This is a genomic window from Streptomyces sp. NBC_01012 (assembly GCF_045162755.1).
Lineage (GTDB): Bacteria > Actinomycetota > Actinomycetes > Streptomycetales > Streptomycetaceae > Streptomyces.
Window position 1 is genome coordinate 4,408,424 of record NZ_CP108688.1, and the last position, 11,268, is coordinate 4,419,691.

Consider the following 11,268-nt stretch of genomic DNA (forward strand, 5'->3'; position numbering starts at 1 on the left):
TGAGCGCGTTATCTTCCGCCCGCTCCGGGGGTGTGCCGCCCCATCTGATGTACTGGTCAGCGTGTCCACGCAGCCCGGAGAACCCGATTTCACGTCACTTCTGCGCCCCGTCGTACGGGAGTCGTCGGTCAGTGAGGTGGCCAAGCGGCTCCTTGATCATCTGTCCGAGGGGAACCTGAAGCCGGGCACCCGCCTGCCCGCCGAGCGCCAGCTCGCCGACGCCCTCGGCGTCGCGCGGTCCAGCGTGCGCGGGGCGCTGTCCGCGTTGGATGTCCTGGGCATCATCGAGATCAGGCCGGGCTCGGGCTCGTACGTGAGGGAGGGGACCTCGGAGTTCCTGCCGCAGGCCATCAACTGGGGCCTGATGCTCGGTCAGCGCCGGACCCAGGATCTGGTCGAGGTCCGCACCTTCATGGAGGGCATGTCGGCACGGCTCGCCGCGGACCGGGCATCCGAGGCGGACGTCGAGCGCCTGGAGCAGCACCTGGAGCGGATGCGGGAGGCGGGGACGGACGTCAAGGCGTTCATCGACGCCGATATCGCCTTCCACCTGGAGACCGCGAACATCGCCCGCAACACGGTGCTCAGCGACATCCTGCACTCCATCCGGGCGCTGCTCCAGGTGTGGATGGAGCGGGCGGGAGACATCGAGGGCACGGTCAGCGGGACGCTGCACGAGCACGGGGCGGTGCTCGACGCGATCCGGGCGGGGGACCCGGGGAGGGCGGACGCGGCGATGGCCGAGCACATGAGGCTGGCGAGCGACCGGCTGAGGCTCTCGCTGCGCGGGGTCGATGACCGGGGTACGGGGGCGTAGGAGGGCTTCAGGTCCGTGACTGCTCGGGTGGCGTGGACTGTGCGGGGAGTACGGGCTGTTCCGGCGGGGCGGGCTGATCCGTGGCGGGCGCCTGATCCGCGCCGGACGCCTGGCCCGGCGGGGCGGCCGGATCTGCGTCGGACGCCGGATCTGCGTCGGACACCTGGCCCGTGTCGGACACCTGGCCCGTGCCGTGCGCCTGATCCGTCCCGGGCGCCTGGCCCGGTGGGGTGGCGAGGGCCTTGCGGTGCGTGGACCGGCCCAGCAGTGCCGGGAGTTCGGTCAGGGCGCTGATGCGCCAGTCCGCCGTCTCCAGCACGTCCGGGTGGTCCGCCCACCAATGCCCGTACGGGCCCCGGCGGATGTGGGCCGTCCGCAACCCGCGGGACCTCGCGGGGAAGAGGTCGTCGGCCGGGTGGTCACCGACGTACAGGGTGGCCTCGGGCGCCGCGCCCGACACCTCGAGTACGCGGGTGAAGAACTCCGGGTCCCGCTTGGTGACACCCCACTCCCCTGACGTGACGACCAGGTCGGCCGGCAGATCCAGGGCCCGCAGCAGCTCTCCCGCCCGGGCCGTCCGGTCACCCGCGACGACCACCCGCAGGCCGAGCGCGCGTAGTTCGGCCAAAGCGGGGCGGACGTCCGGATAGAGGTCCGTCTCGTCCAGGTGTTCGCCACGCCCGGCCGCCGCACGGGCCTGGCAGGCCTCCCCGACGTCCATCCCCGGGCGCAGGATGCCCAGTGCGTCGGCACTGTCATGGCCCTGTACGACGGCGGCGCCGACCAGCGCGCTGACCGTGTGCGGGGGGATCCCGAGCCAGTTGGCCCACGAGGCCCAGTGGCGGTCGTCGCGGACGAGGGTTTCTCCGATGTCGAAGACGATCGTTTCCATCACCTCCCCGAGCCTACGGGGCAAGAGGTGTATATCGGTCAAGGCGCCAGTGTCGGACGGGCGGTCGGATGGGCCGGGGCGGGACGTGCCGGGGCAGTTCCGGGGCAGGTCGGGGCCGCGTCCAGGAGGCGCGGGTGGGATGAAGATCATGGTCCGTGAGGAGTGACCCGCTCGTATGCTCGGAGCATGACCGATCCTCAGCGCCCCACGACCAACGCCATGCGGCGCGCCCTCCGGCGGGCCCGCGACGGCGTCGCCCTCGACGTGGCCGAGGCCGCCGTCCTGCTCCAGGCGCGAGGGGAGGACCTGACCGATCTGGCCACGTCCGCCGCCCGGGTCAGGGACGCGGGGCTCGAAGCCGCGGGCCGGCCGGGAGTGATCACGTACTCGCGCAAGGTCTTCATCCCGCTGACCCGGCTCTGCCGTGACACCTGCCATTACTGCACCTTCGTCACCGTGCCGGGCAAGCTCAGGCGCGCGGGCCACGGGATGTTCCTGTCACCGGACGAGATTCTCGATGTCGCTCGTAAGGGTGCAGAACTGGGATGCAAGGAAGCCCTGTTCACGCTCGGCGACCGGCCCGAGGACCGATGGCCCGAGGCGCGGGAATGGCTGGAGGCCGAGGGGTACGACGACACCCTGGCGTACGTACGCGCCATGGCGATCCGGGTGCTGGAGGAGACGGGGCTCCTGCCGCACCTGAACCCGGGTGTGATGACGTGGACGGACCTCCAGCGGCTGAAGCCCGTCGCGCCGTCCATGGGGATGATGCTGGAGACGACGGCGACCCGTCTGTGGTCCGAGAAGGGCGGCCCGCACTACGGGTCACCGGACAAGGAGCCGGCCGTCCGGCTGCGGGTGCTCGAAGACGCGGGCCGGTCCAACGTGCCCTTCACCAGCGGCATCCTGATCGGGATCGGTGAGTCGTACGAGGAGCGGGCCGACTCCCTGTTCGAGCTGCGCAAGACGGCCCGCGCCTACCACGGCATCCAGGAGGTCATCGTCCAGAACTTCCGCGCCAAGCCGGACACGGCGATGCGCGGGATGCCGGACGCCGAACTGGAGGAGCTGGCGGCGGCCATCGCCGTCGCCCGCCACATCCTGGGCCCGTCGGCCCGTATCCAGGCCCCGCCGAATCTCGTCGACGCGGAGTACGCCCTGCTGATCGGCGCGGGCATCGACGACTGGGGCGGCGTATCGCCCCTCACTCCGGACCATGTGAACCCCGAGCGCCCCTGGCCGCACATCGACGAGCTGGCATCGAGGACCGCCGAGTCCGGCTTCCGGCTGCGCGAACGCCTCACCATCTACCCGGAGTTCATCCGGCGCGGCGAGCCCTGGCTCGACCCGCGCCTCCTGCCGCACGTGCGCGCGCTCGCCGACCCGGAGACCGGCCTCGCGAAGGAGGGCGCGATCCCGGCGGGACTGCCCTGGCAGGAGCCCGACGAGGGGTTCAACGCCTCAGGCCGCACCGACCTGCACCGCACCATCGACACCGAGGGCCGCACCGGCGACCGGCGGAACGACTTCGACGAGGTGTACGGCGACTGGGAGGCCCTGCGTGAGGCCGCGGCCCCCGGCATGGTCCCGTCCCGTATCGACACCGACGTACGCCAGGCCCTGAGCCAGGCCGCCGACGACCCCACGAAGCTCACCGACGACCAGGCACTCGCCTTGCTCCACGCGGACGGTCCCGCGCTGGACGAGCTGTGCCGGATCGCGGACACGCTGCGCCGTGACGTGGTCGGTGACGAGGTCACCTACATCGTCACCAGGAACATCAACTTCACCAACGTCTGCTACACGGGCTGCCGTTTCTGCGCCTTCGCCCAGCGGCGTACGGACGCCGACGCCTACACCCTCTCCCTCGACCAGGTCGCCGACCGTGCGGCGCAGGCCTGGGACGTCGGCGCGGTCGAGGTCTGCATGCAGGGCGGTATCCACCCGGATCTGCCGGGCACCGCGTACTTCGACATCGCGCGGGCGGTGAAGGAACGCGTGCCCGGTATGCACGTCCACGCCTTCTCGCCGATGGAGGTCGTCAACGGCGCGACCCGCACCGGCATGTCGATCCGCGACTGGCTGGCCGCGGCCAAGGACGCGGGCCTGGACTCGATCCCCGGCACGGCGGCGGAGATCCTGGACGACGAGGTCCGCTGGATCCTCACCAAGGGCAAGCTGCCGACCGCCACCTGGCTGGAGGTCATCAGGACGGCCCACGAGACGGGCCTGCGCTCCTCGTCGACCATGATGTACGGCCATGTGGACCAGCCCCGCCACTGGCTCGGCCACTTCAGGACGCTGTCCCGCCTCCAGCAGGAGACGGGTGGCTTCACCGAGTTCGTCACGCTCCCGTTCATCCACACCAACGCCCCGGTCTACCTGGCGGGCATCGCCCGCCCCGGGCCCACCGACCGCGACAACCGCGCCGTCACGGCGATGGCCCGGCTGCTCCTCCACCCGCACATCACCAACATCCAGACCAGCTGGGTGAAGCTCGGCGCGGAGGGCGCGGCAGAGATGCTCCGCTCGGGCGCCAACGACCTGGGTGGCACCCTGATGGAGGAGACCATCTCCCGTATGGCGGGCTCCAGTTACGGCTCGTACCGCTCGATCCAGGACCTCACCGCCATCGCCGACCTGGCGGGTCGCCCGGCGAAGCCGCGTACGACGCTGTACGGCGAGGTGCCGGAGGAACGCATCAAGTCCGCCACAGCCTCGGACGGCCACCTGCCGGAACTGCTGCCGGTGCTGCCGCAGTAGCGGCTCACGGTCTGCTTCCGGAGCCGCCGGTTTCGCCGGGCCGGGCTCCGGAAGCGACCGCCGGCGACTGCGGTTCCGCGTGATCGGAATTACTGGCGATCACGATCGCCCCACCCGTCTCGGTCTCTCGGTCACCGTGGGACGATGTCGTGCCCGGCACCCCGCGCGACTCCCCGCACGTCCTCGACGCGCTGCTGAACCTCGATGGCGGGGTGAAGCGGGAGATGTCGGCTGCCGACAACGCCTCGTACTCCGAGGTGGCGCTCCTGTGGCGTCACTTGCCACTGAAGACGGGGAAGGCGCTGTGGTCGCCGTAATCCACATCGCGCAGGCCCCGCAGAGCGTCCATGTCCGTGTCGGAGATCTCGAAGTCGATGTCGGCGTTGGAGCGCATGTGGTCGGGGTTTGCCGTCTTGGGCAATGACACCGTGCCCAGCTGGAGGGTGTAGCGGATGCAGAGCTGGGGGACGGACACGCCGTACTTCTCGGCCATTGCACGGACCTCGGCGTTCTTCAGGATCGCGCCGTGGGCGATCGGCGAGTACGCCTCGACGAGGATCTGCCGGCTCGCGCAGTAGGCCAGCAGCTCGGTGTGGGTGTTCCCGGCGTGGACGAGCAGTTGGTTCACGTGCGGGACGACGGCCGCGTCCTGGAGGATGTTTTCCAGGTCGTGCTGCTGGAAGTTGGAGACGCCGATCGCCCGGATCTTTCCGGCCTGGTGGGCCTCCTCCAGGGCGCGCCACGCGGCGCGGTTGCCCTGGGCGTAGTCTCCGCCGCGGAAGTCGTCCCACGGCTGCGGGCTGTGGATCAGCATCAGGTCGATACGGTCCAGGCCCAGCTTCTCCAGGGAGCCGTCGATCGCGGCCACCGCCTGGTCGTGGTCCTTGATCTCGGCTGCGAGCTTGGTCGAGACGAACAGCTCCTCGCGGGGCAGGCCGGAGGTGCGCACGCCCTCGCCGACGCCGCGCTCGTTGCCGTACGCCTGGGCGGTGTCGATGTTGCGGTAGCCGATCTGCACGGCTGCGCGTACGGCGTCGGCGGCCTGGTCGTCGTCGATGAACCAGGTGCCGAGCCCCAGCTTGGGGATCTCGACGCCGTTGGACAGCGTGTAGGTCTCCTCCAGGACGGTCATGCGGTCGCTCCGTTCTTGGGCAGCTTGCCGTACACCTCGTCGGTGACGGGCTCCAGCCATTCGTTGCCGACGTCTTCGCCGGGGGTGATGAAGGCGAGGTGGGAGAACCACGCGTCGGCCTTCGCGCCGTGCCAGTGCTTCGTGCCGGCGGGTACGCGGATCACCGTGCCCGGCTCCATGCTGATGGGATCCTCGCCCTCGGCCTGGTACCAGCCGCTTCCGGCCGTGCACAGCAGGATCTGGTCACCGCCGCCGTTCGTGCCGTGGTGGATGTGCCAGTTGTTACGGCAGCCCGGCTCGAAGGAGACGTTGCTGACCGGGACGCTGCCCGAGGCGAGCGGAGCCAGGTAGCTCTGGCCGGTGAAGTACTGCGCATAGGCGTCGTTCGTCTCGCCGAGCGGGAAGATCTGGTCGAATCCGTTGCCGGCCATCGTGTTCCTCTTCCTTGGTCCACCGGGCCCCGCGGGTCGTGCGGGGCCGGTCGTGCTGCTCGCGCCCGGGGGTCAGGCGGAGCGCTCCTCGGCGATCTTCTTCAGCAGGGTGATCGCGGTCATGGCGTTGGGCCATCCGGCGTAGAACGCCAGATGCGTGATCGCCTCGGACAGCTCCTCGACCGTGAGCCCGTTGTCCAGAGCCACGCCCAGGTGGTAGGGCAGCTGCTCGCTGCGGTAGAGGGCGGCCAGCACACTGACCGTGACCAGGCTCCGGTCCCGCGGGGAGAGACCGGGGCGCTCCCACACGTCCTGGAACAGGACCTCGTCGGTGACCTCGACCAGCTTCGGCGCGATTCCGGCCAGCTCCTGCGGCGCGGACTGCGTTGCCATGGGACAACTCCTTGCGATGGTACGGACACGAAGGTGCGGCACTACCCACAGTGAGCCACCCGAGGCCGCAGGGCATCCCGCCAACCGGGAGGGGTGCCCGCGCTCCGGGGCCAGGGGCCGCATCTGCTGACACCATCGAGGAAACCGCAGCTCACAGCCGCGCGGAAGGCTCTGCCGTGCCAGGTACTGGCAGAACCTCCCAGCCGAACCCCGCTCCTCCTAACCTGGACAACATGGACACCACCCGCGAGATCCGAGAGTTCCTCGCCACTCGCCGTGCCAAGATCACCCCCGGGCAGGCCGGCCTGCCCGCCTTCGGCAACGGCAAGCGCAGGGTCCCCGGCCTGCGCCGCGAGGAAGTCGCCCTGCTCGCCGGTGTCAGCGTCGACTACTACGTCCGCCTGGAACGCGGCCAGCTCGCCGGCGCCTCCGAAGAAGTCCTCGACGCGCTCTGCCGCGCCCTCCAGCTCGATGACGCCGAACGCTCGCACCTCCACGACCTCGCCGCCGCCCAGCGCCAACGCCCGGCCCGCCACACCCCACGCCGGGCCAAGGACACCGTCCCCGCCAGCCTCAAACGGGTCCTTGACTCCATGACCGGCTCACCGGCCTTCATCCGCAACGGCCGCCTCGACATCCTTGCCGTCAACGACCTCGGACACGCCCTCTACGCCCCCCTGTTCACCGGCACGGCCCCCACGCCGGTGAACATCGCCCGCTTCCAGTTCCTTGACCCCACCAGCCGCAGCTTCTTCCCCGACTGGGCGGCTTCCGTCAACACCACCGTCTCCCTGCTGCGCACCGAAGCCGGCCGGGCCCCGGGCGACACCGAACTCACCGGCCTCATCGGCGAGCTCGTCACCCGCAGCGACGAGTTCCGCACCGCCTGGGCCAAACACAACGTCCGTCTGCACCGCACAGGCCGCAAGGCATTCCGTCATCCGGCCATCGGCGAGGTCACCCTCGACTTCGACGCCATGCAGCTGCCGGGCGACGCCGGACTGACCCTGACCGCCTACACCGCCGAACCCGGCACCCCCGAACACGACGCCCTCATACTGCTCGCCTCCTGGGCCGCAACCAGCGCAGACGCAGCCCACCAGGACGCCCCCCGCCCCTGACCGGACCCATCGGGCGACGCCGCCCCTGTCGGAGCACATCACCGCAGCCGAAGAGATGTCGGCGCCGGAGCTGCCGGTCGCCCTCGACCTGCCGGGCAAGGTCGCCGACCACCCCCGGAGCGTCGAGCCGGACCCGCCGAGCGGGCCGCGGCAGGGGCGAAGCGGGATCAGTGCCTGGCCGCGAAGTCCACGAAGGCGGTCCACGCGGGGGCGTTGACGATGAGGACGGGGCCGGTGGGGGTCTTGCTGTCCCGTACGGGGACCAGGCCGGGGATGTGGTCGGCTACTTCGAGGCAGTTGTTCGCTCCGCCGTCGCTGTAGCTGGACTTGCGCCAGGTGGTGGCGGGGAGTTCGGTCATCGGTCGGCCCCGCCCCGGACTTCTTCGACGAAGGCGGACCACGTGTGTGCAGGGAAGACCAGAACAGGGCCGGTGGGGGTCTTGCTGTCCCGGACGGGGACCAGTCCGGGGAAGCCGTCGGCTACTTCGATGCAGTTGGTACCCCCGCCGTCGCTGTAGCTGGACTTGCGCCAGGACGTGGTGGAGAGGTCGAGCGTACGGATCATGGTCTGTGCTCCTTCAGGACACCCCGGACGAACGCCATTGAGTCTGACGGGGACAGCGCCAGATCGCGAATGCGATCGTAGGACAGCCGATGGTCGGCGACCTTCTCAGGATCATCGATCAACTCACCGAAACCGTTGCCCTCGACGTAGGCAACGGAGTTACCGTTCGGCTCCCACATCAACCAGAGATGGCTGCCCATGAGCCCGTGGAGGCCTGCGCTGAAGGGCAGTACCTGGAGCACAAGCGACGACAGCTGGCCGGCATCGAGCAGATGGTTCAGTTGGTCGGTCCACGCTTTGGGGTCGGCGGTCCGGCGACGAAACGCCACTTCGTCGAGGATCACACGGACCTGGGGTGCCGGGTCGCGGTTGAGGATCTCCTTGCGGCTCATCCGCGCTGCGACCTGTTCCTCGACCAAGTCTCCGTTGTTGCCGGGGATCCGAGCTGCTGACAGGACTTCCCGGGCGTAGTCCTCCGTCTGGAGGAGGCCTGGCACAGCGAGCTGGTACATCCACATGATGCGCGCCTGGTTCTCCAGCCGCATGAACTCCTTGTACCGGTCCTTGAACACCTCCCGCCGGGCCACCTTCCACAGCTGCACCAGCAGCCCCCCGGACTCGTAGTGCCGGTCCAGGTCCTCCATCACCGCCAGTTTGGACAGGCGTTGGCCGACCTCCAGCCGGTACAGGTAGCTCTTGTCGTACCGCGTCTCGCCTGCGAGCTGGCTCAGGGACTTCCCCGACCGCTCCCTCAGATACCGCAGGGCCCGCCCCAGTGCGGCTCGCCCCGATTCCTCGTCCACGTAGGCCGGTGAGTCGGTCATCGTGGTCCTCCCGTTGTCCCGTGCCCCGGCAATCAGGTCCCTCTTCCCGAGGCTACGGGCGCACAGTGATCATCGGAGTGCGAACAGTGAGCATCACCCGATGGAAGACACCCACACCTGCGAGGCGCGCCCATGGCCGGATCCCCTCTTCGCCAGCTGCCCTGGAACTCCCCCGAGGGGAAGCCCTGTTACCTGAGCACGGACGACCCGGACAGCCTGCTGTCACGGCTGGCGGACGACATCGAGGCCGAGCTGATCGGCTGCGGGGAGGAGGTGCTCGGCGGGGCCGAGTCCGTGCTCGCCGACCAGGCGGCGGGGGAGCGGGCCGTGCGGTTCGCGCTCGTACGGACGACCGAGTCGCTCAGGGACGTACTGCGCGTCGCGCGGTGCAGGGAGCGTCGGGTGTGAGACCGGGGTCACACAGAGCCGTGTCACATCCAGCCGGGGCCGATCCGTCGAGGGAGTGTAGGCATCGGCAACGACTAAGGAGCAGAGACCATGACCGCCCGTCTTGAGATCTTCGGCAGCAAGGCCGCCACCACCCTCGTGAAGCACATCAACGCGGCGGGGAAGGTGGTCACCGACTCGGGTCTGCCGCCCGCCACGCAGGAGCTGGTCAAGATCCGTGCCAGCCAGATCAACGGCTGCGGGTTCTGCCTCGACATGCACACCAAGGAGGCCGCCCACGCCGGAGAGACGGCCACCCGGCTCAACCTGGTCGCGGGCTGGCGCGAGGCCAACGTCTTCACCGACGCCGAGCGCGCGGCCCTTGAGCTGGCGGAGCAGGGCACCCGGATCGCCGACGCGGCCGGCGGTGTGCCGGACGAGGTGTGGACGAACGCCACCAAGTACTACGACGAGGACCAGCTGTTCGCCCTGGTGGCGCTGATCGCGCTCATCAACACGTACAACCGTCTGAACGTCATCGTCCAGCAGCCGGCAGGCGACTACCAGCCCGGCATGTTCGGCTGACCCGGCCGTTCCGGTGCCTGATTTTCCCGGGGCCGGTGCCCCGGGAAGACCAGGCCGGAAATGATGAGGAATGCCGCGCACAAGTGCTCTCGCGTACCAGTGCGTACATTCCGTTCCGCCGCTGAACCGTCCGTTCCCGTTCGATTACGCTGCTTGCGCAGTCGCACACGGTAGGCGGGCGGAAGGGGCACGGTGAGCACAGGGACCACAGGGACCGCAGCTGTCTGGGGCCGTGTCCAGCAGCAGGACTTCCGCGGCCGGGTACGGGGATCCCTGCTCGGAGGCGCCATCGGGGACGCGCTCGGGGCGGGTGTGGCCGGGCTCACCCTGGAGGAGATCCGCGCCGCCCATGGTGTGGACGGGGTGGCCGACTTCGTCCCCGTGCACGGCAGACGGGGCGCTGTCACCGCCGTCACCCAGCTCACCCTCTTCACCGTCGACGGGCTCATCAGAGCCCAGGTCAGACGTGACACCGGTGCCTGGCATCCGCCGACCGACGTGCACCGCGCCCATCTGCGCTGGGCGGCCACCCAGAGCGCCTGGGGGCCCGACGAACGCCGCAGGGACAACGGCTGGCTGGCCAAGGAGGAGTGGCTGTACACCCGCCGCGCCCCCACCCGGGAGTGCCTGGTCGGCTTCGGGGACGCCACGATGGGCACGCTCGCCGTGCCCAAGAACCCCGCGGCGCGGGACTCGGCCGCGCTGACCCGCTCGGCGCCCTTCGGGCTGCTGGTCGGCTGGGAGCCCCAGCTGGTCCTCCAGCTTGCTGTCGAGTGCGCCGCCCACACCCATGGCCATGCCAGCGCACAGCTCGCGGCCGGAGCCTTCGCCGTCCTGGTGCACGGGCTGGCCCGCGGGGAGACCCTGGACGGTTCGGTGCAGCACGCTCTGGGCCTGCTCGCCGATCGTCCGGGCAGTGAGCAGGTCTCCGACGCGCTCCGGCAGGCCCTCGGGTCCGTACGCCAGGGGATTCCAGGGCCCGCCCTCATCGAGGCGCTCGGCGACACCGACTCGGCTGAGGAGGTACTCGCCGTGGCGCTGTACTGCGCGCTGGTCGGCGAGGACATACGCCATGGGCTGCGGCTCGCCGTGAACCACTCCGGGCCGTCCGCGGCCACGGGGGCCGTCTGCGGGGCGCTTCTCGGTGCGCTGCACGGAGAGACGGCGCTGCCGCCGGCCTGGCTGGCGGAACTGGAGGGGCGCTCGACGCTCCTGGAGCTCTCCGACGACTTCGCGATGGAGATGACGCAGGGGCCGGCCTTGCACAGTCCTGCCGCGGTCGCCCCGGGCTGGCTGGCCCGCTACCCGCGGGACTGAGCGACGACCGGGCCGGGCGCCGGGGCGGGCGCGGAAAGCCG

13 protein-coding genes and 1 pseudogene are annotated in these 11,268 nt (G+C 70.2%); 7 read left to right on the forward strand and 7 right to left on the reverse strand.

Annotated elements, in window-relative coordinates:
- Positions 1-61: 61 nt before the first annotated feature.
- Entirely contained in the window at positions 62-817 is a 756-nt protein-coding gene (locus OG623_RS19890; protein WP_406148118.1) for a FadR/GntR family transcriptional regulator, read from the forward strand.
- Positions 818-1,076: 259 nt separating this feature from the next.
- Here the strand turns inward: OG623_RS19890 and OG623_RS19895 are convergent.
- Positions 1,077-1,709 (reverse strand): annotated as a pseudogene (locus OG623_RS19895) (HAD family hydrolase); the annotation flags it as partial.
- A gap of 186 nt (positions 1,710-1,895) precedes the next feature.
- On the opposite strand from OG623_RS19895, the gene OG623_RS19900 reads away from it, so the two are divergent.
- Positions 1,896-4,472 carry a bifunctional FO biosynthesis protein CofGH gene (locus tag OG623_RS19900; RefSeq protein WP_406148120.1) on the forward strand — a complete coding sequence of 859 codons (2,577 nt, stop codon included), beginning with the start codon at positions 1,896-1,898 and terminating at the stop codon, positions 4,470-4,472.
- A gap of 149 nt (positions 4,473-4,621) precedes the next feature.
- The gene (locus OG623_RS19905) at positions 4,622-4,789 is read left to right on the forward strand and encodes a hypothetical protein (RefSeq protein WP_406148122.1); all 168 of its coding nucleotides are present in this window, start codon (positions 4,622-4,624) and stop codon (positions 4,787-4,789) included.
- On the opposite strand, the gene OG623_RS19910 is transcribed toward OG623_RS19905, so the two are convergent.
- From OG623_RS19910 to OG623_RS19920, 3 genes are all read right to left on the reverse strand, one after another.
- The gene (locus tag OG623_RS19910; protein ID WP_406148124.1) at positions 4,747-5,604 is read right to left on the reverse strand and encodes an aldo/keto reductase; all 858 of its coding nucleotides are present in this window, start codon (positions 5,602-5,604) and stop codon (positions 4,747-4,749) included. The two genes, OG623_RS19905 and OG623_RS19910, sit on opposite strands and share 43 nt — an antisense overlap.
- Positions 5,601-6,035 (reverse strand): cupin domain-containing protein, encoded by a 435-nt coding sequence (locus OG623_RS19915; protein WP_406148125.1) that lies wholly within the window; start codon positions 6,033-6,035, stop codon positions 5,601-5,603. Before OG623_RS19915 ends, OG623_RS19910 begins: the two co-directional genes overlap by 4 nt.
- Before the next feature lie 72 nt (positions 6,036-6,107).
- Positions 6,108-6,428: a carboxymuconolactone decarboxylase family protein gene (locus tag OG623_RS19920; protein WP_406148126.1), complete on the reverse strand. Its 321-nt coding sequence runs from the start codon at positions 6,426-6,428 to the stop codon at positions 6,108-6,110.
- A 233-nt stretch (positions 6,429-6,661) separates the two neighbouring features.
- Here OG623_RS19920 and OG623_RS19925 point away from each other — a divergent pair, with 233 nt between their 5' ends.
- On the forward strand, positions 6,662-7,549 hold the full coding sequence (locus OG623_RS19925) for a helix-turn-helix transcriptional regulator (protein WP_406148127.1): 888 nt from the start codon (positions 6,662-6,664) through the stop codon (positions 7,547-7,549).
- 167 nt (positions 7,550-7,716) lie between these two features.
- Here OG623_RS19925 and OG623_RS19930 read toward each other — a convergent pair whose 3' ends face one another.
- Genes OG623_RS19930 through OG623_RS19940 form a run of 3 tightly spaced genes read right to left on the reverse strand, consistent with a single transcriptional unit; the run spans position 7,717 to position 8,938 of the window.
- On the reverse strand, positions 7,717-7,908 hold the full coding sequence (locus OG623_RS19930; protein WP_406148128.1) for a DUF397 domain-containing protein: 192 nt from the start codon (positions 7,906-7,908) through the stop codon (positions 7,717-7,719).
- On the reverse strand, positions 7,905-8,114 hold the full coding sequence (locus tag OG623_RS19935; RefSeq protein WP_406148129.1) for a DUF397 domain-containing protein: 210 nt from the start codon (positions 8,112-8,114) through the stop codon (positions 7,905-7,907). Before OG623_RS19935 ends, OG623_RS19930 begins: the two co-directional genes overlap by 4 nt.
- Positions 8,111-8,938 carry a helix-turn-helix domain-containing protein gene (locus OG623_RS19940; RefSeq protein WP_406148131.1) on the reverse strand — a complete coding sequence of 276 codons (828 nt, stop codon included), beginning with the start codon at positions 8,936-8,938 and terminating at the stop codon, positions 8,111-8,113. Before OG623_RS19940 ends, OG623_RS19935 begins: the two co-directional genes overlap by 4 nt.
- Positions 8,939-9,070: 132 nt before the next feature.
- On the opposite strand from OG623_RS19940, the gene OG623_RS19945 reads away from it, so the two are divergent.
- The 3 genes from OG623_RS19945 (at position 9,071) to OG623_RS19955 (ending at position 11,227) form a co-directional block, all read left to right on the forward strand.
- Complete coding sequence (locus OG623_RS19945) at positions 9,071-9,346, forward strand: hypothetical protein (RefSeq protein ID WP_406148132.1); 276 nt, start codon at positions 9,071-9,073, stop codon at positions 9,344-9,346.
- A 90-nt stretch (positions 9,347-9,436) separates the two neighbouring features.
- Entirely contained in the window at positions 9,437-9,910 is a 474-nt protein-coding gene (locus tag OG623_RS19950; protein ID WP_406148134.1) for a carboxymuconolactone decarboxylase family protein, read from the forward strand.
- Between the two features lie 192 nt (positions 9,911-10,102).
- The gene (locus OG623_RS19955; RefSeq protein WP_406148135.1) at positions 10,103-11,227 is read left to right on the forward strand and encodes an ADP-ribosylglycohydrolase family protein; all 1,125 of its coding nucleotides are present in this window, start codon (positions 10,103-10,105) and stop codon (positions 11,225-11,227) included.
- The last annotated feature ends 41 nt before the right edge of the window (positions 11,228-11,268 follow it).